This is a genomic window from Paenibacillus sp. 481 (assembly GCF_021223605.1).
Lineage (GTDB): Bacteria > Bacillota > Bacilli > Paenibacillales > Paenibacillaceae > Paenibacillus_B.
In genome coordinates this window covers 2,621,985-2,645,277 of the sequence record NZ_CP075175.1, presented here as the reverse complement: position 1 = coordinate 2,645,277, position 23,293 = coordinate 2,621,985, and the positions used below count along the sequence as shown (strand labels likewise).

The following is a 23,293-nucleotide window of genomic DNA, read 5'->3' as shown; positions in this document are numbered from 1 at the left end:
AAATTATACCATGTTCACATTCAGCTAAGACATCTTCGTTTCGGTTTGAATATAGCGCAGCAGTTCTGCTAAATCGCGCTTCATGTGTAGGAAGCGCGGCTCTTGCGTCAACTGTTCTGTGCGGGGACGAGCAAATGGCACTTCGATCCGCTCCAATACACGGGCTGGACGATTGGACAGCACGTAAATCGTATCGGACAACAGCAGCGCTTCTTCGATGCTATGTGTAATAAACAGGACGGAGCGGCGATTGCGCTCCCACAAATCAATGAGCCAGCGCTGCATATCGCTGCGCGTCAGTGCGTCCAACGCGCTGAACGGCTCGTCGAGCAGCATCAGCTCTTGCGGGCTCATTAGCGCCCGCAAAAAGGCGACGCGCTGCTGCATCCCGCCAGATAGCGTATGCGGGTACGCCTGCTCGTAGCCGCGCAAGCCGACATTGGCGAGCCATTGACGCGCTTCGGCGCGGGCTTCGTCTTTGGCGCGGCCGGCAATTTCCTGCGCCAAGATCACGTTGTCCTCGATGGTGCGCCACGGAAAGAGCGCAGGCTGCTGCGGCATGTAGCTGATGTGTCCGGTCTGACCGGACACTTCGCTGCCGTGTACATGAATGCTCCCCGCATCAGGGCGCAGCAAGCCGCCGATCAGATGAAACAGGGTACTCTTGCCCGAACCGGACGGGCCGATAATCGATACAAACTCTCCTTGCTTCACTGTCAGCGAAACGTCGTTCAAGACATGCAACGGCTGACGATGCGCATCTTTGAAAGATTTGCTCACTTGCGATAGCTCTAACGCAGACAGCGCTGATACTGGTGCCCGCTCCACTAAAGCAGCTGAGGCAACCGTTGATTCCTCTATGGACTCAGACGCTAACTCTCGTTGATTTTGTGTGGCTTCGACTAACTTGTTATCCATACTGTAGTTAACCTCCCTTCATTGCACTCAGCGGGTTCATTACGCTCATTGTGCGCATCGCACTCATGGCACTCATGGCACTCGTCGTACTCATGACATTCATGGCATTCATGACGTTCATGACGTTCATGACGTTCATAGCGTTCATGACGATCCCACCTAGCGCGTTCATCTTTCAACTTTCATCGTTCACTTTTCACGGTTCATCGTTCATTTTCGGCGTTTATCTTTCATCTGCATCGTTTATCTTTCATCCGCATCGTTCATCCGCGTTGATTACACGCGATCCTTTTCCCGCCACCGCACTGTGTATCGCTCCAACACACGAATAAGCGCGAACATCGCGAGACTAAGCATAACGATAATCGCAATCGCGACAAAAATGCGATCCGTCCGAAACGCTGATTTTTGCAACATTAAATAATGGCCAATGCCCTTATCTGTTCCGATCCACTCCCCGACAATGGCACCCATTACACTGTAAGCAGCAGCAATTTTCAGACCTGAGAACAATGTCGGTAAAGCATGCGGAAACTCTAGCTTCCAAAATAACTGCGTCCGACTCGCCCCAGCCATGCGCATGTATTGCAGCATCGTGCGATCCGTCTGCATCAGCCCATCCATCGCTGCGATACATATGGGGAAAAAGCAGACCAGCGTAATGACGATCACTTTCGGCAGCAAGCCGAAGCCGAACCAAATGGCGAGCAGCGGTAGCAAAGCGATACTCGGCACATTTTGCGTAATAATAATGAGCGGATAAATAGCACGCTTTAACCATGGAATCGAGTGCAACACAAAAGCGAGCAGTAGGCCAACTACTGTGCCTGAACTGAAGCCGACCAGCATAAGCTTCATGGTTGCCCACGTATGCATCGCCAGAGAAGGCGCACTCTTGTAACCCTCTACCACAATGTCGAGTGGGCTTGGTAGCAACCATTTTTCCACTTGGAATACGATGATACCCAATTGCCAAATCATTAAAAAGAGCAGGACCGCCACAATGGGCGGCCCCGCCTTCGTCAACCGACGTCTGTTCATGGCCGATATTTCTCCGATAATGTATCCATCGTAATGCCAGATGGCATGTACAATATTTTCACTTGTGAAATGACATTCAAACTGCCCAGCGCAATCATCGCTTCGTTCATCTGCTCGATCACTTTCATTAACTCGCCAAGCTCACCTTCCATCGTCGTTTCCAGCGGTCCGACTTGGTGTTTGACACCTGATTGCTGAATGATTTCTATCGCGCGATCAACATATGGAATAACGTCTTCCCCGTTTTTAGTCTTCGGAATAATTTGAATGCTTACTAAGCTGTTCGCCATATCTGCTCTCCCCTTCACCTGCATGATGTTATTTCACATGATTTATGGCAAAAAATCGTTCGTAAACGCTTTGTCCACATCAATAGCTTGTTCCAGCAACTTGTGCTGCAGCAGCCAGTTCATATAATTGTCCCACACACTGCGTTTCTGTTCCCCCCAGCGTGGAGCATCGTCTTTATATTTCGGCGCAAGCCACTGTTGCGACTTCATCACAAGCTCTTTGTTCAAATCAGGCACTGCCTTCAACAACATGTTAGCTGCATCTTCTGGCTTGTCGATCGCAAGCTGGTAGCCTTTAGATGTTGCACGCATAAAGGCCTTGATCAGTTCTGGATCAGCCTTGATTAGCCGTTCATTAGTGGCCAGCACAGGCGTATAATAGTCCAACTTGTCCGAATACTGATTGACATACATCATATCAACAGGTTCATTGCGTAGCTCTGCTTCAATGCCTGTCCATGCATAGAAGATCCAAGCAAAATCAATGTCCTTTTTCGTTGCTGTGAAAAAGTCGACATCGCCCATGCTTACGTTCTTCACTTTGCTGTAATCAGCGCCCTCTTGCTCCATAATGGAGCGCAGCACCGCTTCTTCGACGGGGGAGCCCCAGCCGCCGTAAGTTTTGCCTTCAAAATCTTTTGGCGTCTTTATCTTTTTAGCTGTTGGCGCAGCAAAACCAGACGTATTATGTTGAATAACGGCCGCGATCGACACGATTGGCACGTCCTGCGTTCGTGCTTGCGTAATGCTTTCTTGATAGCTTACACCAAATTGAGCTTCGCCAGAGGCAACCAGTGCATCAGCACCCGCTTGTCCAGGTGGAATAATCTCGACATTCAGGCCTTCTGCCTCATAAAAACCTTGGTCCTTTGCAACGTAAAGCCCTGTATGATTCGTGTTCGGCGACCAATCGAGCACCACTTTAATGTCGCGCATCCCCTTCGCTTTATTGCTGTCACCATCTTGGTTACCTTGTGTGCTACCTGTTTGGTTACCAGTTGACGGTTGTGAGCTGGAAGCTCCGCTTCCGCAAGCTGACATGGCAAACGCCATCATGATCGTCAGCGCGAGCAGCATGCCGCGCTTCCACGGTGTACGTGTATGATGTTGCATAAGTTCAGTTCCCCCTGTACAAGTTGTAGTTGATTCTTGCTGCATTCGACTGCCACACGTCCGACATCAACACGCTGCATGCGTAACCACTATATGTCCATTTTCCCCAAGTGGCTCACATGTTAAATCTGCTCTAAGCTCGGCTTGCAATCGCAAAAAAGAGCGCCCCATCTGGGACGCCCTTGCCATTTATATGTGCGTATATGTTAATCCGCGTGGTCATGGTTCTGTTATAACCATACCTTGTCTCTTCATCATATGCTTCCTAAAAAAGTGAACCAGCATGGCTCGTAATGGCATTGCCATCCATCGTTAGCGCCTATCGCCTTGCTTCTAGCTCTGAGCTCTTAACTTGTAACTCTCAGCTTACCGCTTGCGATTTGCAGCTCATCGACACCATTATCCATCGCCCCCCTATTTGGGAGCCATGTAGCAATTATTTGCTCATACGCTGTTGTCTTTTTTAGTAGCACACATGTTACGACGCGGTTCAACGTCTTTCCTACGCTGGCATTACCCAGATCAGGTCTAAGGGTCGGTGTCTTACGGAACACATTCTCAGCTGGCCATATCCCAGCTCCCCTAGCATGCTTATGTAATTGTCGAATGTTGTAGATTCCTTGTTCAACGTAAATTATAGCCCTCGTTGTCGGGAAAGTCCAGCCGTGTTAGCCGCGCTATCCGTGAATCTATTGCGGCACTTCTTGAATGTGTGACATGATGATAAGCAACACTACCTTTAATAGGAGAATTAGCGATGACGATATCTCGCAAGGAACAACGAGCTGCCCGCACGCGCATCGAGCGGCTATGGGCAGCCCACAAATACGACATCATGGCCCGCGGCTACCGCTATTATAAAGAAGTCGCGCTCATGTTCCGGCACGCCACTACGATGGAAGAGCTGCTCGATATTGAAATCCGAATATCTGGCTTGCGCCATTTACCATACACGACGAAAGGTTTGCGCACATCGTTGGAGCATATGTGGGGTTATGTTAAAAAGCACGCGACGGTAGCGGAGCGTACAACGTATGAGCAGCTGACAGCAGCACTATGGGACGCAATGCATGCTCAAGAAAAGGCTGACGGAGCATGGATCAGCGAGCAGCAACCTTTGCCTGTGGAAGCACGCAGTGTGCTTCATCACCTCTCACAATTAGCTAACAAATATGAAATCATGTATTTGCAGACGACGTTCCAGCAATCTTTCGAGTAAATATCTAAGGCGAAAATTGACATGATTCGACATTTTTCTTTGCTACCTAGGCAACGTTATGGTAACATCAACCTCAGAATGTATGATTTTTGCAACGGACATTTCAACAGGAGGATTGACCTACACCATGAAAGATGTACTCATAGGTAGCGCCGTCTCTGCGTTGTCTACCGGATTGGGCGCAGTGCCTATTCTATTTATGAAGCGGATGTCCCACCATTGGCGAGACATATTGCTCGCTTATACGGCGGGCATTATGACGGCCGCTTCCATGTTTAGCTTACTTCCAGAAGCGCTTGCCCTTTCAAATGTATTTGTGATGTCTATCGGCTTGTTGCTCGGCTGCTTTGCCTTGCTGCTACTGGAACACTTTATACCTCACGTCGATCTAGAGAACACGGAACAACGAATGACGACGTTTAATTTGGAACAGAAATCATTTCTAATCATAGCGGCTATTACGCTGCACAACTTACCGGAAGGCTTATCGGTCGGTGTCAGCTACGCAAGCAACGCAGGCGAACTCGGTCCGCTTATTGCGTTCTCGATTGGCTTGCAGAACATGCCGGAAGGCTTTCTTATCGCGCTTTTCCTCGTTCACCAGAACGTAAACCGCTGGAAAGCACTCGGCATTGCTACATTAACGGGCGCTGTCGAAATTGTGACAGGACTCCTTGGTTACTCCCTCAGCTCAGTCGTGGGCGACCTCGTGCCGTACGGCTTGTCGTTTGCTGCTGGGGCAATGATGTTCATCGTGTACAAGGAGCTTATTCCTGAAAGCCACGGTGACGGGCACCAGCGTTCAGCTACCGTATCGTTCATCATGGGTTTAATTACGATGATTAGTTTGACCGAATGGTTTTAAACCTTACAAGCGTTGGCGTAGGGTTACAAAAAAGACGCGTACATCCTTGATCACCTTGTCAGGCGAATCAAGACTGTACGCGTCTTTGCTTTATTGCACCTCATCGCGCACTTTGAAGCTGCGCGCTGCATACAAGACCGGTGTCGATACGACCGACAACACGAGCTTAATGAGGTAAGTTGTAATTAGAATTTGGATCCAAATATCCCATGGATACAGCTCGGAAAAGGCAAACGCAATCGTACAAAACACGAGCGAATCAACGAATTGGCTAATGCCCGTACTTACGTTACTGCGAATCCATAGCTGTCCTGTGTTCGGAAATTTAGCTCGCACCTTACTGAACAGATGCACATCGAGAAACTGGCTAATCAAATAAGCCGACAAGCTTGCAATCGCGATTCGTGGCAAGAAGCCAAAAATCGTTTCTAGTGACGGCTGCGCAAAGTCAGTCGCCTGCGGCGTAAACGCCAATGCCATCTGCATAATGACGGTCGTCATGATCAAGGTGAAGAAACCGAACCAGATCGCACGACGGGCTTCCTTCGGCCCGTACCGTTCATTAAGCAAATCAGTCGTTAAGAACAATGTCACATTGGCCGTGTTTCCTAACGTCATCACGATGCCAAACATATCAATTGTCTTAAGCACTTGAATATTAGCAATTACGGTCATAACGCCTATCCATGCGTATAAGCCGTACTTACCGAACATGCGGTAACAAATAAGGAAGAACGCAAAGTTCGTCAACACGAACAGAACGCCCCACAAAAAATTATACACGAAGAGTTCCCCCTTAGTTTTGATAACGCGGGATGGTTACGAACCGCGGGGCTCACCTTGTGCGCTTCTTCGTACGCCAAGCGTGAACACAGGGCACTACTGTATCACATCTTTGACTCTATGCCAAGCTGTCGGCAATAAGTCCATATATTACCACATTAGCATGAGCAAGTTGCCCGCAACAAAAAAATCGCACATCTGGCTGCCGAATAAATCGGCACCTGCGATTTAGTTGCTAGACTATTTTTTACTTGGCCACTTTCCACCATTCCAACTCGTGTAGCGACTCTATTTGTTCTCCATTGTTATAACCCGATTTCAAATACGAAATCGCACGCTCAAACATACAAATCTGTGAACGATAATCAATTAGACCCAATTGTAGCGATAACATTTGCGGTGGTGACAAGATTGTCTTCGATTCTTCATAGACCGCTTCTAGCTGTTGCAGCAGCGATTGACGAAGCTCTAGCGTCTCTTCTAACCAACCCGTTACTTCTTGAACGTGGGCAAAGCCCCCGAAATATAAGCGCGCTAGCACATCCGAACGATAGAGATCCGGCTGAACGGGCGAAGCAAGATATTGCACAAACTTCTGCCTACCTTCATCGGTAATCGAATACACATGCTTATTCGGCTTACCTTCTTGAATAATCGTTTCTTTCCTAATATGTCCCGCCTTCTCTAATTGCTTTAGCGTCGGATACACCGATCCATAACTCGCATCAAAAAAATGAGACAAGTTCAGCTCGTATGCCTGCTTAATATCATAACCAGATTTCGGGCCTTGCATGAGCAGACCGAGCACGATGTCTTTCGCTTGCATGTTCCCACCCCATTGTTCGTCTACTATTCATTATTTGGAATAATGTACCATTGTTAATATCATTTCTATTTTATAAGATTACCCGCTAATGTGCAAAAAAAGGAATTCAGTTTCAGGGGATACATGCACAAACGCAGCACCTTTTTTAAAATACGTACATAATAAGTACACTTGCCTCATTTATCGTTACATACAGATGGCATCATGAGGTTAGATAGAAGTTCAGGCTGCATTTATATAAAATGGAGTTAAGTACTTTTTGGTTAAACCATATAAATAGCAAGTTGCTGTTAAAAATGCGAGGAGGCCTTCGATGAACCGGATACTTTTACAGGACACGTATCAACAGCTGGGAGACGTTCTTTCTCCAGTAGCCAACATCGCACTGCAAGCCGGCGTGGACGAGCCTATGCTGCTTGAGCTGGCAACTATGCTGTTAGCGCATGATATACAATCGCAGGAACGGTTCGCACTGCTAGGCTGCTACGCATTACTGCTGCAAGCGCTGCGCACGCATCAACATGTGCCTCTGGCGGAGGCGGATGCCGCCAAAGCGGTGCTTGATGGCGATTATTTGCTAAGTATGTATTATCAGCACGCCGTCCGTAACGGCTTGACGAATCTGATCAGCTACTTAGCCACAACTGTCAAACGCGTGCAAATTCACCGTGTAGCAGCGCTCGACGCTAGTCTGCTGCTTCACCAGCGAATGAGCCGCTATGTACAAAAGTCGTATAAGAGGTCTGCCTATGAAGTTATATAACGATTCATCGAACGATTCATTAAGCGAGCCCTTACACATTTCGCTGCGCAAAATAAATCGCCACTTGGAGCGGATCATTCTATTTGACCGCGATCTGCCATCACGCTCCATCATTGCCCGCAACGTTCTAGGGCTTATCCGTGCTGGCGGGAAGCGGCTACGACCGATGATGACTATCGTCGGTAGCCGTTTCGGCCAACACGCCGAATCTAACGAAATCTACCGCCTAGCAGCAGCACTTGAGCTTATTCATGTCGCATCGCTTATCCACGATGACATCTTAGATCAAGCGCCAATGCGGCGTGGCGAACCTGCACTTCATTATAAAACGGACGTATATACCGCCGTCCATATCGGTAATTATGTGATGTGCCGCATTATTGAGCTCATGACTGCATACAGCAGTGAAGTGGAACCTTATTTGCACAACTTAACATCGGTCACGACGGCACAGCTATGCTTGGGTGAATATCAGCAAATGCAGCACCGCTTCAACTTTGATGTGACGCTTGACCAATACTGGGAGAAGACGCGCAACAAAACGGCGCACTTAATGGCTTCCTGCTTACAGCTCGGTGCTTCGATATCGAAAGCAGACACCGATGTCATTCAACAACTGTACACCTTTGGTGACTGTATCGGGATGGCGTTTCAAGTCCACGATGATGTGTTGGACTTTGCCCAGTCAGCCGCAAAGCTCGGCAAACCTGCGGGCACGGATCTGCGCAACGGTCACATCACGTTGCCTGTTATGCTCGCTATGGAGCACCAGCCGATAGCTGACAAGTTGCGGCGCTTGCATGCGAATGCGCCCGCTACTGCCTTTGACGAAGCTGTAGCGCTCATCAGAGAAAGCGACGCGCTAGATCGCGCCTTGGAGATGAGCAACCGCTTTATGGATCAAGCATGGGGGATAACAGAGGAGCTACATTCGTTTCCAGCAAGCCACGATCTACAGCATATTTGGACGTATTTTAAAAATCGCGAGCAGTAGCCGTTTTCCGCCTAAATTCGTACAATGCTTACAACTTGTACCGTTTACTCTAGTGCCTGATGGGGCAAGGTGGTATTATGTAAATATAGATAGTCTCAATTTGAAACAGTCATACCAGCTGTCATCGCACATCTCAGATAAGGGGGATCGATTGTGAAGCCTCGGCGTTTTGTTATTGAAGCCGTCATGTTAGCGGTGTATGGACATTTACTTGCTCCACACCGCCCTGTACAATACATCATTCCATATACGACCATTAGAGAACTGTACGAAATACGGCAAAGTGGAGAGCATGTCTTGCCTGATCCAGAGGAAGATATGCATGCAAAGGAAAAGATTGAGGAATTAATTTCTTATTTCGAAAGTGAACTGAATCGCAAAAAAATTGAACGAGCCTTGTCTGTTCCATGGCGACAAAGCTCCCCTTTATTGTTGCATGCCAACGTATCTTGCATCATCTTAAATGCAGTCGATAGCGCACGTTACGGCGAACTGTTCGATCCGGTTGAGACTGAGCTTATCTTAACGTCAACTCGCGAGCAAGCTCCATTGCTTACGGATCAGTTCGAATTTTTAGAGCGGCTCATCAACAATGAAGTTCCGATTCCGATTTATGATATTGACGATTTTGATTATGCGCTAGAGCAAGACGAGCCGCATCGCGACTCGGGAGCTACTACGTAAATAGACCGATAGCAGGTTGCAAATGTAGGGGATGTCTCAACCGTCATTGAACATGACAGCGAGACATCCCCTTCAGCTTGATTCCTACAAATAAACAGCTTCCAGCTTGGCCTCTTTCAGCGCCCGCAACCATTTTATTTCTCGGCTCAGCACTTCAAACGGCTGAGGCCCGAACCACTCCAAGGATGCAAAATGATCCGTATGATCAATATGATCAATAATCGGTTCGTAATTTACGGCACCCTCAGCTAACGGTACCATCCCCGTGCGGTTACCACTCGCAGCATATACATTTTGCGGCTGGAACACATGCAAATGCTCGGCAGCGCTAATATTTTTCAAATGATAATGCTTGACCCACGGTGCTAACTGCTTGTAACTATCAATCGGATCTGCCCCTGATTCCCACATGTGTAAGAAGTCGAGATTAATTTGCAAGGCATCGTGACGAACTTCGTCCAATAGCTGTAACGTAGAACTTAAATTGTCGCTCAACGTATTCGGATGCGTCTCCGCCAATAAGGAGAACCCATGCTCCTGACACAACTCGCACAACATGCGCAAATGGCGCACATAGCGTCCACGGTCCGTTGTCGTTACACCGTTGCTTGGCTGCTGTCCAGCGAACGTTCGTATTTTGTTGACGCCGAGCCATTTGCCAATCTCAATCAACTTCAAACATTTATCCAGCGTTACATCCATATAGGCTGACGGCGATACATCTAAATAATCGCTAATCATCGCTACACTTAGCTGCTGCTTGCGCATCCACTGCAATTGCTCCTCTGTGCGCTCACGCTCAGACTCGTACAAGTGAAGGGCGTGAATGCCCCACAACTCGATCCCGTCAAACGTCTGCTCACGGGCAAATTGAACGATGTCTGCAAAAGAGACAAGATGATGTCGAAAAGAAATGGTACACAACGAGTATTTCATAAACTAGCACCCACCTTTTTAGCTTAAAAAGATACGAGAAGATACGTTTCAAATCCATGTTGCTTACTGCTTGTCTTACGACGTTACATCTCCTAGCTCCATGCGCTTGCGGCTCACTTTACCGGTAGCATTCTTCGGAATATCAGTAGTATGCTCAATATGAGCAGGCACTTTATATGGCGGCAAATGAGTCATACACCAATCGCGAATCCGATCTGGGGTGACTTCTTCTGCCACAGCAGTCGGCTCAATGATGACTTTGCACTTTGCAATCTCCCCCATGACGGGGTGTTGACCACGGTACACAATGGCTTCGCGAATACCGTCCATTTGCAAAATAACTTCTTCCACTTCTAACGGATATACTTTAAGTCCAGACACGTTAATAACATCGTCCAGACGCGATAGGAACCGAATATGGCCTGTGTCTGTTCGATAACCAAGATCGCCTGTACGTACCTCTTGATTGCCGTTAGTAACGACAATCTCACCAGGCTGTGTTTCATCAGCGCCTGTCGCTACGGTTAAATGCGGCAGCGCTTGTCCTAGATCAGTATGCGTCTGCATCTGATTACAAACGCTGATGCATCCGACTTCCGAGCAGCCGTACTGCTGCATCATCACATCGGTGACCGCGCTCAGCTTCGTGAACAAGGCTTGCGGAAGTGGCACACCGGAACTCATCAGCTTATGAAACCGGGTCTGCCCTTGGCTAAAGCTCGTGATCACATGGAATAGCAGCGGTACGCCATATACAAGATGGCGCGGCGTTTCCCGAATCAGGCTTAGCGCAAATTTAGGATTTTTGTTCGTTACGATAATTGGTGTGCTGCCCCGTTCAAGTGACGCGAGTACACCGCACAACAACCCGTACGAATGGGTAACAGGCGCAAGCACGATTGGCGTTTCCGTCTCATCCGTATCCAGCGTGCGATTGTACGCTTCCATCTCTGTGCGCACAGCCGCCCACGAACGGCGAATGAGCTTGGCATTGCCCGTCGTACCCGAGCTGAATTGATAAATAGACGGCTCGAAGGGCTCGCTGTTGCTTGGACTTACACTGGCGTCTACGTCAGCGTCGGCGTTGCCATTGCCATTCGTGTTAGCCGTTGACTCCATTCCCGCGATTCCCCTACCAGCCTCACGCGACACTTGGTCACGCAACGAGTAGAAATGTTCCGGTTGCCCATACACAAGCCCTTCGCACCGCGCTTCAAGCGCTAGCTGCTGGGCCGTTTCTTGAGGAGTTTCTCCGTGAATCAACAAGACAGAAGCATGGTGATCACGCAAATAAAGGACAAGCGTCACGATTTGCAACGGGTCCGTTAAGCATAGCGCAAACAACTTGCCTTCTACGTGTTGAAAATGCTCTATGCCCTCGTAAGCTTGCATACAGGCAGTAAACTGCTCTCGATTAACAGGATTGCGGTTAACCGAAAGTATAACGTCTGATGAATTGGATAGGTGTGGATTACTCATTTCTGTTTTCACCCCATAGGTAGCATTAATTAGAGCGGATTATGCGAAATGAAAAAACGAAACATGAATTGCATGTGGAGAACAATGGATTGCGTAAACGTTATCTGATATAGCTGCATCATCAATGGCCGCAACATGACCATAGGCTTGTAACAGATATAAGGAAAAAATAAGCGAACAACCCTCTTTTTGAGAATGAGAATTATTATCAAACATATTTTACATAAAAATAGCCATGTTCGCAATCAAAAGGTTTATTCCCGCAAACGAACCTCCTAATTGTAAATAGCATGTGTTCCGGGTTACTGCAAATAATGGAATTTAAATGAAAATGATCTTTTCTTTGCAAGATTTGATGCAACTGATATACTAGCTCATAATTACAACACACTTTTGCAAGCTGTTAGACAACTTAGAAGAACGTCTGTTTAACGCTGCCCGCCGCTGCGGTGCTTTGCCTGTCATCAGGGAAGCGCTGTGTCGGCGGGCGTTTGCGTATGAATAGGCTACAAGAAGATAATGGAAGGGTGTTTGCATTGTTTTGGTTACAATTTCTCGTCGTGATCGCCGCCTTGTACATCGGTTCACGCATGGGCGGCATCGGGTTGGGTGTAATGGGAGGATTAGGCCTTGCTGTGCTTACGTTCGCCTTTGGCCTGCAACCGTCCGCGCCACCCATCGACGTTATGCTTATGATTGCCTCGGTTATTACCGCGGCTAGTGTGATGCAAGCAGCCGGCGGGCTGGACGTGCTGGTCCGCCTAGCCGAGAAAGCGCTGCGCCGCAATCCGCAGCATATTACATTTATGGCTCCGTTCGTGACGTACGTGTTCACGCTTTGCGCAGGTACAGGTCACGTCGCATACTCGGTTATGCCTGTTATTGCGGAAGTGTCCCGCCAATCAGGCGTGCGCCCAGAACGCCCGATGTCGATCGCGGTTATCGCCTCGCAGCAAGCCATTACGGCGAGCCCGATCTCGGCAGCTACCGTGGCATTGCTGGCGCTCATTTCCGGACAAGGCTACCAACTGATCGATATTTTGTTGATCAGCATTCCCGCTACATTCATCGGTTGCTTTGTCGCAGCTCTCGTCATGAGCCGCTACGGCAAGCCGCTCGCAGAAGATGAAGAATATCTTCGTCGTGTAGAAGCAGGCAGCGTAGCTCCGATCGGTGTAGCTGAAAAGGCAGACCAAGGCGAAGCTGCCACTCAAGGCAAGCTAGGACGGGGAGCAGTTGCTTCCGTTATCTTGTTCCTGCTAGGCGTCTTTACCGTCGTCCTGCTCGGCTCTATCCCATCGTTACGTCCTGCTTGGACTGACGCAGCTGGCGCTGTACGCATGCTTGGCATGCCAGAAGTAGTGGAAATCGTCATGCTGTCTGTTGCTGCCATTATTTTAATGGTGACGCGCATTAACGCAGCAAACGTCGTGAAGAGCGGTGTATTTACGGCCGGCATGCAAGCGTTAATTAGTATTTTCGGTATCGCGTGGATGGGCGATACGTTTTTCCAAGGCAATATGGATGTGCTGCAAGGTACGATTCAGCAGATTGTCACAGCAGCGCCGTGGTTGTTCGCATTTGCGCTATTCTTGATGTCCATCTTGCTGAACAGCCAAGCATCGACCGTACGCGGCCTTATGCCGCTAGGTTTGGCGCTCGGCTTGCCTGCTCCCGCACTAATCGCCATGTTCCCGTCGGTCAACGGATATTTCTTTATCCCGAACTATCCGACGGTCATTGCAGCTATTCACTTCGACCGCACAGGCACAACGCGTGTAGGCCGCTACTTATTCAACCACAGCTTTATGCTGCCTGGTCTGATCGCGACTAGCGTAGCTGTCGGCGTAGGCTTCCTGCTGGCATCGATCGTACTGTAATCGTGCTGTACATGTAATTCCAGTTGAGTTCAATTTATCGCATTCAATGATAAGAGGCGTTCCCCTTTTTTTGGAGGATCGCCTCTTTTTCATAGCCAGCCACTTGAATGTAGCCCGACCAGCCATTATGATCAGATCGCAATAGCCCATTTCCAATTGTATAACGATGAAATGCGAGAGGATGGATATGCAATGACAAGGATCAACATGAACAACGTGAACAGTACATCGGCGTTAGATATGCTTCGCTTTAGAGTACCGGGGGAGTTCGAACCGCAAGACAGTGTCATGCTCTGTTGGTCTGACATTGAATACCCTTGTGAAGGATACAACGTAGATGCTGTTAGCGTGGAAATTGTAAAAATAATGCTCGAGCATGTTGAATTAGTCATCGTGAACACATCTAGTGAGCAAGTCACACAACGTGCCAAAGACAAGTTAGAGCAGCAGCACGTTGATAGTAGTCGCATCCAATTTTCACACATCAAGAACCATATTATGTACCCACGCGACTTTGGCGCAGAAATTATCGTTGATGATGCTGGCTGCCGCAAGCTCGTCGACTTTGACTTTGATCTATACGGCGTGTTGACCAAATATGAACCAGTGTCCCGATTAATGGAAGCCTTTGACCGCGAGCACGCCCAGCTGCTCGGTATTGAGGAAACCGTGTTTACCCGCCTGATCAGCGAAGGCGGAGACCGTGAATTCAATGGACAAGGGGTCATGATGACGATTGAAAACACCGAGGTTAACAAACGAAATAGAGGCATGACCCGTGACGAGGTAGAGGCTGAATTCAAACGCATATTCAACTTGAAGCAAGTCATCTGGCTGCCGCTGCCGACATTTGACGACGAGCATATTATGCTCGGCCCCGTGCCTGGGCCAGACGCCGCGACATTGGCCTATCGCTCGGCCTCAGCCAACGGGCATATTGATGAGATGTGCCGATTCGTCGATGAGCGCACGATCCTACTGGCCGAAGTTACCGCAGAGGAAGCTGCTCAGCACGAACTTGCTGCTATGAACAAAGTCAGACTCGATCAAGCCTATGAAGTCCTCCAAAAGAGCTTGAACACTGACGGAGAACCGTTCCGCATTGTACGCATTCCGATGCCTGATCCGATATATGTGCGTGTCAAAGAAGGAGATGCGATATACCAATCATGGCACTTTTTAAAGAGGAGTTTACGCTTAACGCAAATGCACGACGGCTCCGCTTTTCCGACGGGCGATATGACGATGCTGCCTGCCCTGAGCTATTGTAACTTTTTAATTTTAAATGACATCGTAATCGGGCAAAAATATTGGAAAGAGGGGCTTCCTGAACGCATTAAAAAGAAGGACGAAGAAGCCCTGCGCGTACTCCAACACGTATTCCCAGAAAGGCAGGTCGTGTTACTCGACACGATGGCGTTGAATTTATTTGGTGGCGGTGTGCATTGTCATACACGCAATGTTCCTACTGCGTTTAGCTAGTCGCCGCTCTCTTATTGATGCTCTCTCGTTGGCGTCCTTTTTAGCTTTTACTGGATTTGACAAACAACCTAATTTGCATTAATCTATTATTAATCGTAATTATTACTAATTAATACAAGAAAGGAGGTGCACACATGAGAGTCATCGTCACATTAGCTTGTACCGAATCCGGTGATCGTAATTACACGACAACTAAGAACAAAAGAACGAATCCTGAGCGTTTGGAACACCATAAATACTGTCCCCGCTTAAAAAGAGTAACGCTACATCGCGAAACTCGTTAATTCAACTTCGTCCCTTCATCTTCGTGCCTTCATCTTTCATAGGGACGCTTCTGCACAAACAAAGACAGAGCAGCTAAATGAGCTACTAAGCTGCATCCCCCTGCCCTGTCTTTTGCTGTGCGCTGCCCTCAACAACGGCGAAATCATTTTTTTTCAAGTAGACGATATAGTAGGCCCCCGCCACAAACACCGCTCCACCCGTTAAATTGCCCAACCACACCGGAATCATATTTTGAACAAATGCCCCCCAACTATAAGAACCCGCAAAAATAGCGGCCGGAATCACAAACATATTCGCCACCACGTGCTGAAACCCAATCGCTACAAACGCCATCGTTGGAAACCAAATACCCGCGATTTTGCCGCCAAAGCTCTTCGCCCCATACGATAACCACACAGCCAGCGCTACAAGCCAGTTGCAGCCAATGCCTGATAAAAAAGCCTGTAAGAAGTTATCGTGCAGCTTATGACCCGCAATCTCAATTGTCTTCTGCACATAAACACCACTCGCGGTAAAGCCGGCCAGATGTCCGAAAAAATAAGCAACAAACAGCGCTCCCAACATATTGCTGAATGTAATGACAGCCAAATTGCGCATCACCTCAAGCGTTGATAATTGTCCTTGCATGCGCGCCAACGGAACAGCCATCATATTGCCAGTCAGCAACTCTCCCCCTGCCAACACGACAAGGATAAGTCCGACTGGAAATACGGCTGCCCCGACCAAGTTATTCAAACTGCCCCACTCTACAGGCATTGCCGCTGTTACACGAATGCTCAGTAAGTATCCAAGCGCAATAAAGGCTCCTGCCATAAATCCAAGCACAGACATCTGCCCCGCGGGCATACGCCCTTTTGCAATGCCTGCGTTTACTGCGGCTTCAGCGATTTGCTGCGGCTTCAAATCGATAGTCGTACTTCCGTTCATATCTCCAGCCATACTTCCAGCCTCCTTGCTTATGCTTCTCCTCTCATTTTAGTATCCTTTCTCTACATATGTTGTGCAAAAAATCACAATCTTAAATATATAAGATTAGGTACTGCTCGTGTGCTTTCTCACAAGCACCACTACGTTTCCTAGCATAAATTATTAATAGAATCATATAAGTGAAAGATATGGAACGAAGCAAACATGGATTTCGGAAAAAGAGGGGGATTGTACATGACCAATTTCGCAGTCTTTAACAATCAGCCCAATCCGCTCTACACCTTCTTAACGAACACCTACACCAATCCAGGTGTAGGTAGTAGCACAGCCCAAGCAGCTGCACAAAGCGGCGTTGCTTTTACTTTAACGACCACGTCTATCAGCGTACCAGCCAGCCAGAACTTACTGATCCAAATAACAAATCCAAGCGGCAGCGGCAGAACGGTGTACATCAGTCATTTAGTAGGAGGCACATCTGCCTCCGCTACATTAACAGTGCTTTCCGGTGGAACAATAGCTGCTGCGGGAAGCACGACTCCGGTTCCTGTGAATCGAAATCTCGGCAGTGCTACAACGAGCGTTGTGACGACACGGCAGAACACAGGCACGTTAACAGGCACTCCTGTTACGATTTACTCTAACTTTTTAACTGCGGGCGTGTACGGGCTTTCATTTGGCGGGAGCTTAATTGTCCCTCAAAATCAAACGTTTACCATATCGCTAGGAGTTGGAGCACTTACAGGTTCGATTAACTTTGCTTGGTGGGAGTTGGTGACTTCATGACAAATGCTTCTGTATTTAACACGCCCAATAACAACGTCTATACATCATGGACGAATTCACTTAACTCACCTGCCGTCATCACCGAACCACCGTATGATGCAAGCAAGAGCGGCAACGTATACAGCGCCTTCGTCAGCAACTCCGCTTCACTGGGGCTACTCGGTGGTTCTGTGACCGCATCACTCCGCCTTAATAATGGCGGCACCAAAACATGCTACATCATTCGCGTTACAGGAGGAATTGGCGTCGGACTGAGCTTGCTTTCAAGCTTAACGGCGTCAGTGAACTTTTTTAAAAATGGTACGCTCACCGCACCTGCTGCTGTTACGCCTGTTAACAGCAACTTGGGCAGCAGCAACACGAGTACGATGACAGTAACGAGTTCCACCGTTGCCGTCACAGGAGGGACGACGTTAATTTCATTGCCGCTTGGATCGGGCTACTTCGTGACTGACTTCTTCGGCTCGATTATCGTCCCTCCAGCGAGCACATTATCGCTGTCCGTCTCGGGTTCGCTGTCAGTAGCCGGATTGTTAAGTTCTCAAGCGAGCTTGTTCTGGTGGGAGGCTTAATGTGCAAGGCAGGTTAAGCCTAGGCAAAGTGGAACAACGTAATTCGTAGTAGCCCGCTCCCGCTATGACCCCTTAGCTTAGCGGGCATCGTTTAAGTACAGCATTTTCACTTCTATGCGTATAATTGCGCTATTTCTTACTCCATCTGTCCACTATATGCGGAATTTCAAAAGGTTTGTCTTGCAAATAGTGGACATAAAAGGGATGGGCATATATTTTTATTCCAGCTGTTATTGTATTTCGATATCTATATGCAGTGAATAATTTCAGATATATTGTCTATATATAGACATTGAAGAAGGCTTGTCTTTGCAGTTATGCTCCAGACCCTATATGTCCCCTGTGTCCTCTTTTGTATGGACATTCCCGTCATTTGTTCACGGCTCAAGAACATTTAAACCTCCTTAGCTTGCGTTATTGGTGCGTTATTGGTGCTTTATTGGTGCTTATTTGTGATTTATTAGTGCTTATTTGTGCTTTATTAGTACTTTATCGCACGCTCATCAGATGCTACACGCCGTGGAACCCTCTTTTTCGCCCATATGAACGTTCATATGACAATACCAACCGACAGGTATCGGAAATAAAAAAAGATGACGCCTGTGCAGCACAGGAATCATCTTCTAACTGTATCGTGGTCTATCTTGGACCCGTAAAATCACGGGGCAAGCGGATGGTTACGTAGAAGGTCCGTCGGCGAATTTGATAATACGCATATTAGCGGCAGCACTACTGAAGGCATTCCCGGCGGTCAGAACAATCGATCTCGCGCCAACGGATATGTTCGCGAGCTGAATCGTAAATGGTGTAGTTGGTACATTAATGAGTGCTCCACCTGCCAAGTTCCCTCCGCCTGCAGCTGCATTACCCGTTGGCGAAAAGAAGCTCACTCCATTCTGAATCAGTCCAAACACGCTTGCGGCACTCGCGGTGTCTAGGTTGAGCCAATACTCTACGCTATACAACCCTATCTCGTTGACCGTTACCGTATCCGTCCCATTGAAAGTAAAGGCGGTACCGATATTATCTACTATATTGAAGTTAACCAAACCATTTTGGGCAACGGTTTGGGCAACATTTTGGGCTATTTCAATATAACTTGATAGGAATGGCCCTGTTAAACCTGTAATACCAGTTACGCCAGTGGCACCCGTCGTACCTGTTGCTCCTGTGGCACCTGTTGCGCCCGTGGCTCCAGCCCCTGTTACGCCAGTAGCGCCAGTTGGACCTATAGCCCCCGTAATACCTGTCGCACCTGTATTACCCGTGGCTCCGGTAGCGCCAACCCCCGTTGGGCCCGTGGCTCCTGTCGGGCCGGTAACACCCGGATCTCCAGTCGCTCCCGTGGCACCGATCGCACCAGCAGCTCCGGTGGCTCCTGTTGCTCCGGTGGCTCCTGTTGCTCCGGTGGCTCCTGTTGCTCCGGTAGAGCCAGTCGCACCCGTCGCGCCAGTAAGTCCTGTCGGGCCAGGAGGGCCGCCAGATGGTCCAGTAGGGCCTGCAGGACCTGTCGGACCAATTGAGATAGGGGTATTCAAGATGCTGTTCAGCTTACTGTCCAAAATAAATTCCTTCTTCGTAATCTCCCTAATCGTGGCACGAACACTTTCATTCATCGTTAGAATGTCACTAAGTGTCGCACCAGGTGCAGTTACACCAGGAAGTGTGCCGAGTACATACTGTAACTTTTCCCCTTCTGCGTTCAAAATATGGCTAAGTCCCAACTCTTCTAAAGCAATAGAGGAAAGTAACAAGGTAATAGCGTCGTCACGTGTTACGCTAATTACGGGCGTAATGTTAGGAATATTAGATTGAGACATTATATCCCCCCTCTCAATGGATGTTATCGTTCTCTGACTATAGTATGTAATTTTTACTTATTTGATAGAGACAGATGAACCCTAGTTTTTATACTCGTAAAATAGACTAGCTCGTCCCAGCCCTAGACTTCCCTCTATTCGATCTATATAACAGAGCTATTACGTGAAGCCATAGCAAAAAACCCGAAAGACAGCCCTGCGGAACAAAGGGTCTATCTTTCGGGTTATAGTTGATAAATGACTTCGGGGAAATCTACCCTATTTCCCTCCGCTAATCGGAGTACTATACGCCGCGCTTATCCATGATGCCGCGCGCGATGTGTACGCCAGCCGCGCCAGCCTGTGCCAAGCCACGCGTAATGCCTGCGCCGTCGCCGCCACAGTACAGGCCGGCAATTTCGGCCTCCAACGTGACGTCGAGCTTCGGCCGCGCAGAGTAGAACTTCGCTTCCACGCCGTAGAACAGCGTGTGCTCAGACGCAAGGCCTGGCGTTACTTTGTCGAGTGCTTCAACCATTTCGATTAAACTTTTCATCGTATTGTATGGCAGCACAAGCCCTAAGTCGCCTGGCACCGCCTCACGCAGCGTCGGCTCCAAGAAGCCTTCGCGAATGCGGTTGTCCGTTGAACGGCGGCCACGCAAAATATCGCCGTACTTCTGCACGATAACGCCGCCGCTCGACAAATCGTTAGCGCGTTTGCAAATTTCACGCGCGTACTCGTTCGGCTTATCGAACGGGTCCGTGAACTTATGCGACACGAGCAGCGCAAAGTTCGTATTCGGCGAGCCCAGCTTCGGATCTTTGTAAGAGTGACCGTTCGCACACATAATGCCACTATGATTTTCAACAACGACGTGCCCTGACGGGTTGCTGCAAAACGTACGCACCCGCGTCCCTACCGACGTGTTGAACACGAATTTTCCTTCATATAAATGTTCGTTAATTTCACGCATCACGACATCGGACGTTTCAACTCGTACTCCGACATCGACTTGGTTGTTGTACATTTTAAGACGGCGCTTCTTCAAGATATCCGTCAGCCAAGCTGAACCGTCACGCCCTGGCACGATGACGACCTGATCCGCCTCGTGCGTCTCGCCATTTTTAAGCTCAATGCCCTTCAAGACATGACGTCCATCCTGCCTTACGGTTACAATGTCGGCTACTTCCGTTTTGAACTGCATTTCAATGCGCGTGCGCAAGTATTCAAAGATTGATTTTAAAATTTCTAAGTTCTGCTCCGTTCCTAAATGGCGTACCTGTGCCCGCAGTAACTTCAAGCCCGCAGCGTATCCTTGATGCTCAATGCGGCGAACCGTCTCCGTAGTCGGGTCCGTTATATCTGGTGTTGCACCGTGTTCTAAATTAATCGTATCTACATATTGAATCAGATCAAGAACTTGGGAAGGAGGTAAATAATCGGTCAACCAACCGCCAAACTCCGTCGTAATATTAAATTTCCCGTCACTGTAAGCACCTGCGCCACCAAATCCATTTGTGATCGAACAAGCTGGTAAACAGCCTGCAAATTCCTTTTTGCCAGCGGCTGGTGGACACAGTTGAATTTTCTCCTCCAAAATCGGACAACTGCGACGATAAATATCGTGCCCTTTATCTACAAGCAGCACCTTCAAATGGGGAGCTTTCAAAGATAGCTCATAACATGTAAAAATTCCGGCCGGACCAGCGCCTACAACAATGACATCAAATTTACTCATCGTTCCTCGGTTCCTCCTCATAACGTACACGTTAGCTTTTTATCTCTACTGTTCATGCATAAGAACGTTCATTTTTACGATTTTGGGCAAAAAAAAGCCCCGACTTCAACAGGTATGCCAAAGCACACCCATCGTAGTCAGGAATTTACGGCTCCTGGTAGAGACCCTTGGACCATATCTCCAAGAATATACGAAACAGGATAGAGACCATTGTTGTTCCAACCAAATGCTAAAACCAAACATTGCCACGTTGTTAGCGACATGCTTATTGTAACGAACAAATACGAACGAGTCAACAATATAAATGCCTAATGTTCGTATTTTAATAAATATATTATAATTAACACCTATTTATTTTGTTTACTACAATTAATTAACGAACATTTATATGGAACCCCCTGTTTACTTACGCCAAGCGTTGTCTGTTCAACTACTGTATGATATTGTTAACGTTTGACTACAGCAAATGTATAGATGCATTAAAGGAGATTGTAAACTTATGTCGCAACAACTACAGCCTCAGCAACGAATCGATGCCTTGGACATCATTCGAGGCTTCGCTATTTTTGGCATCTTTTTTGTCAACATCCCCGAAATGGCTGGAAACGGGATTATGACTCATTCCAGCTATGAAGGGGCAGATGCACTTATCCGCTTATTTTACGATATGTTTGTCCAGACCAAGTTCTATACGATCTTCTCGTTTTTGTTCGGACTAGGGTTTTACTTGTTTATGCAAAGTGCGGAACGACGTGGTTTGCGAACTGGGCGTTTATTTTCGCGACGCCTCGCCATCTTATTCGCAATTGGAGGAGCCCATTTCATTCTGCTTTGGTTCGGCGACATTTTGCATACGTATGCAATGTTCGGATTTTTGCTACTTCTCTTTTATAAGCGTGCGCCAAAAACAATTTTGATATGGAGCATTACTTTACTTAGCTTATTTGCAGTAACAACGGTGCTAACTACGATACTGATAGCAAATATTCCCGAGTATATGGATACGCCTTCACCATATTCAGGATACGTGGCGATGGATCTCAGTCAGCGCTTCGGGCTATTTTTGACAAGTGGTCTGCCTAACTCGTTGGCGATGAGCTTTGAAGTATTAGGATTGTTCTTGCTGGGATTGTATGCGGGCAAGCAGCGGTGGTTTGAGCAAATTTCGCAACATAACGCGAGGATTCGCCAATTGCAGTGGGCGACATTGATATTATCTGTCCTCATCTTTATCCCGATGCTCGACTACTATCGATCGGCATCGACTTACGAGTATGAGAAGGTATACCATTACACATTCCTTAGTGGCAAAACGATGGCCGTGTTCTACGTCTGTACCTTGCTGCGCCTGATTCAACGCTTTGGTGCCCAGCGCTTTAGCGGCATGGCAGCAGTCGGCCGTATGGCCTTGACGAACTATTTGTCGCATACGATCATTACGATGCTTGTGCTGGGGGTGTTCTGGACTGATGCCGTACAGGCCCCGCTGTGGGCAGGAACGGTGTACTGCACCGTCTTCTTGTTGGTGCAGGTTGCGTGGAGTAAGGCATGGTTCCGCTACTTCCGTATGGGACCAGCCGAATGGCTATGGCGTGCCGGAACGTACTGGCAGCTGCCGCCTTTGCGTCGTTCGCATGCTCATACGCAAGCAGCGCCATCGAAGACAGAGTCGTAAATGCAGCCGCAGACTCAAACGGAGTCGCAGGCACAATCGCAGGCAGCATCTAAAGAGCAGCATTCTAAGCAATCTGACAGCGATGAGTAGTCGCACTGCATATGAAGTTAATTTTACACATAAAGATGGTTGCACCTTATTTCGGAGCAACCATCTTTATGTCGAGAAAGCCCCCTTTCACAAGAACGGGGGCTTTCTACGTTATTTAGGGATGCTGATATGAAATACATGCAATAAT

24 protein-coding genes and 2 riboswitches are annotated in these 23,293 nt (G+C 48.1%); of the genes, 11 read left to right on the top strand and 13 right to left on the bottom strand.

Annotated features, from left to right (window positions below; all coding sequences use genetic code 11):
• Nucleotides 1–24 precede the first annotated feature (24 nt).
• From KIK04_RS11585 to KIK04_RS24195, 6 genes are all read right to left on the bottom strand, one after another.
• On the bottom strand, nt 25–918 hold the full coding sequence (locus KIK04_RS11585) for an ABC transporter ATP-binding protein (protein ID WP_232278371.1): 894 nt from the start codon (nt 916–918) through the stop codon (nt 25–27).
• 7 nt (nt 919–925) lie between these two features.
• Nucleotides 926–1,066: a hypothetical protein gene (locus KIK04_RS11580; RefSeq protein WP_232278370.1), complete on the bottom strand. Its 141-nt coding sequence runs from the start codon at nt 1,064–1,066 to the stop codon at nt 926–928.
• Between the two features lie 128 nt (nt 1,067–1,194).
• A complete protein-coding gene (locus KIK04_RS11575) occupies nt 1,195–1,959 on the bottom strand; it encodes an ABC transporter permease (RefSeq protein ID WP_232278369.1) in 765 nt (254 codons plus the stop codon).
• Nucleotides 1,956–2,249, bottom strand: a complete 294-nt coding sequence (locus KIK04_RS11570) for a thiamine-binding protein (protein WP_232278368.1) — start codon at nt 2,247–2,249, stop codon at nt 1,956–1,958. The genes KIK04_RS11575 and KIK04_RS11570 overlap by 4 nt, the downstream gene beginning before the upstream one ends.
• 42 nt (nt 2,250–2,291) lie before the next feature.
• On the bottom strand, nt 2,292–3,362 hold the full coding sequence (locus KIK04_RS11565) for an ABC transporter substrate-binding protein (RefSeq protein WP_232278367.1): 1,071 nt from the start codon (nt 3,360–3,362) through the stop codon (nt 2,292–2,294).
• A gap of 347 nt (nt 3,363–3,709) precedes the next feature.
• The gene (locus KIK04_RS24195; protein WP_269671018.1) at nt 3,710–3,835 is read right to left on the bottom strand and encodes a hypothetical protein; all 126 of its coding nucleotides are present in this window, start codon (nt 3,833–3,835) and stop codon (nt 3,710–3,712) included.
• Between the two features lie 8 nt (nt 3,836–3,843).
• Nucleotides 3,844–3,956: riboswitch (TPP riboswitch) on the bottom strand.
• Nucleotides 3,957–4,119: 163 nt separating this feature from the next.
• Here KIK04_RS24195 and KIK04_RS11560 point away from each other — a divergent pair.
• Together KIK04_RS11560 and KIK04_RS11555 are read left to right on the top strand one after the other, a co-directional pair.
• Nucleotides 4,120–4,581: a hypothetical protein gene (locus tag KIK04_RS11560; protein ID WP_232278366.1), complete on the top strand. Its 462-nt coding sequence runs from the start codon at nt 4,120–4,122 to the stop codon at nt 4,579–4,581.
• A gap of 127 nt (nt 4,582–4,708) precedes the next feature.
• Nucleotides 4,709–5,446 (top strand): ZIP family metal transporter, encoded by a 738-nt coding sequence (locus tag KIK04_RS11555; RefSeq protein ID WP_232278365.1) that lies wholly within the window; start codon nt 4,709–4,711, stop codon nt 5,444–5,446.
• 90 nt (nt 5,447–5,536) lie between these two features.
• Here KIK04_RS11555 and KIK04_RS11550 read toward each other — a convergent pair whose 3' ends face one another.
• Nucleotides 5,537–6,229 carry a queuosine precursor transporter gene (locus tag KIK04_RS11550; RefSeq protein WP_232278364.1) on the bottom strand — a complete coding sequence of 231 codons (693 nt, stop codon included), beginning with the start codon at nt 6,227–6,229 and terminating at the stop codon, nt 5,537–5,539.
• Nucleotides 6,230–6,476: 247 nt separating this feature from the next.
• Nucleotides 6,477–7,055, bottom strand: coding sequence for a PadR family transcriptional regulator (locus tag KIK04_RS11545; protein WP_232278363.1), 579 nt, complete (start codon nt 7,053–7,055; stop codon nt 6,477–6,479).
• Between the two features lie 313 nt (nt 7,056–7,368).
• Between KIK04_RS11545 and KIK04_RS11540 the strand changes: the two genes are divergently transcribed.
• The 3 genes from KIK04_RS11540 to KIK04_RS11530 all read left to right on the top strand — a co-directional run bounded on the left by KIK04_RS11540 (nt 7,369) and on the right by KIK04_RS11530 (nt 9,496).
• Complete coding sequence (locus KIK04_RS11540; protein ID WP_232278362.1) at nt 7,369–7,818, top strand: heptaprenyl diphosphate synthase component 1; 450 nt, start codon at nt 7,369–7,371, stop codon at nt 7,816–7,818.
• On the top strand, nt 7,805–8,812 hold the full coding sequence (locus tag KIK04_RS11535; RefSeq protein WP_232278361.1) for a polyprenyl synthetase family protein: 1,008 nt from the start codon (nt 7,805–7,807) through the stop codon (nt 8,810–8,812). Before KIK04_RS11540 ends, KIK04_RS11535 begins: the two co-directional genes overlap by 14 nt.
• Nucleotides 8,813–8,965: 153 nt before the next feature.
• Nucleotides 8,966–9,496, top strand: coding sequence for an ADP-heptose synthase (locus KIK04_RS11530; RefSeq protein WP_232278360.1), 531 nt, complete (start codon nt 8,966–8,968; stop codon nt 9,494–9,496).
• A gap of 84 nt (nt 9,497–9,580) precedes the next feature.
• Here the strand turns inward: KIK04_RS11530 and KIK04_RS11525 are convergent, their stop codons facing one another.
• Both KIK04_RS11525 and KIK04_RS11520 read right to left on the bottom strand, forming a co-directional pair.
• Nucleotides 9,581–10,432, bottom strand: a complete 852-nt coding sequence (locus KIK04_RS11525; protein ID WP_232278359.1) for a sugar phosphate isomerase/epimerase family protein — start codon at nt 10,430–10,432, stop codon at nt 9,581–9,583.
• Between the two features lie 75 nt (nt 10,433–10,507).
• A complete protein-coding gene (locus KIK04_RS11520) occupies nt 10,508–11,911 on the bottom strand; it encodes an AMP-binding protein (RefSeq protein WP_232278358.1) in 1,404 nt (467 codons plus the stop codon).
• A 536-nt stretch (nt 11,912–12,447) separates the two neighbouring features.
• Here KIK04_RS11520 and KIK04_RS11515 point away from each other — a divergent pair.
• The 3 genes from KIK04_RS11515 (at nt 12,448) to rpmG (ending at nt 15,557) form a co-directional block, all read left to right on the top strand.
• Nucleotides 12,448–13,791: an anaerobic C4-dicarboxylate transporter family protein gene (locus tag KIK04_RS11515; protein ID WP_232278702.1), complete on the top strand. Its 1,344-nt coding sequence runs from the start codon at nt 12,448–12,450 to the stop codon at nt 13,789–13,791.
• Nucleotides 13,792–13,998: 207 nt separating this feature from the next.
• Nucleotides 13,999–15,273, top strand: coding sequence for an agmatine deiminase family protein (locus KIK04_RS11510; protein ID WP_232278357.1), 1,275 nt, complete (start codon nt 13,999–14,001; stop codon nt 15,271–15,273).
• Nucleotides 15,274–15,407: 134 nt separating this feature from the next.
• Nucleotides 15,408–15,557 (top strand): 50S ribosomal protein L33, encoded by a 150-nt coding sequence (rpmG, locus tag KIK04_RS11505; RefSeq protein ID WP_232278356.1) that lies wholly within the window; start codon nt 15,408–15,410, stop codon nt 15,555–15,557.
• Between the two features lie 85 nt (nt 15,558–15,642).
• Here rpmG and KIK04_RS11500 read toward each other — a convergent pair whose 3' ends face one another.
• Nucleotides 15,643–16,497 (bottom strand): formate/nitrite transporter family protein, encoded by an 855-nt coding sequence (locus KIK04_RS11500; protein ID WP_232278355.1) that lies wholly within the window; start codon nt 16,495–16,497, stop codon nt 15,643–15,645.
• A 222-nt stretch (nt 16,498–16,719) separates the two neighbouring features.
• Between KIK04_RS11500 and KIK04_RS11495 the strand changes: the two genes are divergently transcribed.
• Complete coding sequence (locus tag KIK04_RS11495) at nt 16,720–17,268, top strand: hypothetical protein (protein ID WP_232278354.1); 549 nt, start codon at nt 16,720–16,722, stop codon at nt 17,266–17,268.
• On the top strand, nt 17,265–17,840 hold the full coding sequence (locus KIK04_RS11490) for a hypothetical protein (protein WP_232278353.1): 576 nt from the start codon (nt 17,265–17,267) through the stop codon (nt 17,838–17,840). The genes KIK04_RS11495 and KIK04_RS11490 overlap by 4 nt, the downstream gene beginning before the upstream one ends.
• Before the next feature lie 677 nt (nt 17,841–18,517).
• Here KIK04_RS11490 and KIK04_RS11485 read toward each other — a convergent pair.
• On the bottom strand, nt 18,518–19,660 hold the full coding sequence (locus KIK04_RS11485; protein ID WP_232278352.1) for a collagen-like triple helix repeat-containing protein: 1,143 nt from the start codon (nt 19,658–19,660) through the stop codon (nt 18,518–18,520).
• A 283-nt stretch (nt 19,661–19,943) separates the two neighbouring features.
• A complete protein-coding gene (locus tag KIK04_RS11480) occupies nt 19,944–21,380 on the bottom strand; it encodes an NAD(P)/FAD-dependent oxidoreductase (protein ID WP_232278351.1) in 1,437 nt (478 codons plus the stop codon).
• Between the two features lie 114 nt (nt 21,381–21,494).
• Nucleotides 21,495–21,594: riboswitch (purine riboswitch) on the bottom strand.
• Between the two features lie 285 nt (nt 21,595–21,879).
• Between KIK04_RS11480 and KIK04_RS11475 the strand changes: the two genes are divergently transcribed.
• On the top strand, nt 21,880–23,055 hold the full coding sequence (locus KIK04_RS11475; protein ID WP_232278350.1) for a DUF418 domain-containing protein: 1,176 nt from the start codon (nt 21,880–21,882) through the stop codon (nt 23,053–23,055).
• Nucleotides 23,056–23,293 lie beyond the last annotated feature (238 nt).

Coding starts and splice junctions, on each gene's coding strand:
- KIK04_RS11585 (WP_232278371.1), bottom strand. CDS start 918: ATGGATAACAAGTTAGTCGAAGCCACACAAAATCAACGAGAGTTAGCG.
- KIK04_RS11580 (WP_232278370.1), bottom strand. CDS start 1,066: ATGAACGCTATGAACGTCATGAACGTCATGAACGTCATGAATGCCATG.
- KIK04_RS11575 (WP_232278369.1), bottom strand. CDS start 1,959: ATGAACAGACGTCGGTTGACGAAGGCGGGGCCGCCCATTGTGGCGGTC.
- KIK04_RS11570 (WP_232278368.1), bottom strand. CDS start 2,249: ATGGCGAACAGCTTAGTAAGCATTCAAATTATTCCGAAGACTAAAAAC.
- KIK04_RS11565 (WP_232278367.1), bottom strand. CDS start 3,362: ATGCAACATCATACACGTACACCGTGGAAGCGCGGCATGCTGCTCGCG.
- KIK04_RS11560 (WP_232278366.1), top strand. CDS start 4,120: ATGACGATATCTCGCAAGGAACAACGAGCTGCCCGCACGCGCATCGAG.
- KIK04_RS11555 (WP_232278365.1), top strand. CDS start 4,709: ATGAAAGATGTACTCATAGGTAGCGCCGTCTCTGCGTTGTCTACCGGA.
- KIK04_RS11545 (WP_232278363.1), bottom strand. CDS start 7,055: ATGCAAGCGAAAGACATCGTGCTCGGTCTGCTCATGCAAGGCCCGAAA.
- KIK04_RS11540 (WP_232278362.1), top strand. CDS start 7,369: ATGAACCGGATACTTTTACAGGACACGTATCAACAGCTGGGAGACGTT.
- KIK04_RS11535 (WP_232278361.1), top strand. CDS start 7,805: ATGAAGTTATATAACGATTCATCGAACGATTCATTAAGCGAGCCCTTA.
- KIK04_RS11525 (WP_232278359.1), bottom strand. CDS start 10,432: ATGAAATACTCGTTGTGTACCATTTCTTTTCGACATCATCTTGTCTCT.
- KIK04_RS11520 (WP_232278358.1), bottom strand. CDS start 11,911: ATGAGTAATCCACACCTATCCAATTCATCAGACGTTATACTTTCGGTT.
- KIK04_RS11510 (WP_232278357.1), top strand. CDS start 13,999: ATGAACAACGTGAACAGTACATCGGCGTTAGATATGCTTCGCTTTAGA.
- rpmG (WP_232278356.1), top strand. CDS start 15,408: ATGAGAGTCATCGTCACATTAGCTTGTACCGAATCCGGTGATCGTAAT.
- KIK04_RS11500 (WP_232278355.1), bottom strand. CDS start 16,497: ATGGCTGGAGATATGAACGGAAGTACGACTATCGATTTGAAGCCGCAG.
- KIK04_RS11495 (WP_232278354.1), top strand. CDS start 16,720: ATGACCAATTTCGCAGTCTTTAACAATCAGCCCAATCCGCTCTACACC.
- KIK04_RS11490 (WP_232278353.1), top strand. CDS start 17,265: ATGACAAATGCTTCTGTATTTAACACGCCCAATAACAACGTCTATACA.
- KIK04_RS11485 (WP_232278352.1), bottom strand. CDS start 19,660: ATGTCTCAATCTAATATTCCTAACATTACGCCCGTAATTAGCGTAACA.
- KIK04_RS11480 (WP_232278351.1), bottom strand. CDS start 21,380: ATGAGTAAATTTGATGTCATTGTTGTAGGCGCTGGTCCGGCCGGAATT.
- KIK04_RS11475 (WP_232278350.1), top strand. CDS start 21,880: ATGTCGCAACAACTACAGCCTCAGCAACGAATCGATGCCTTGGACATC.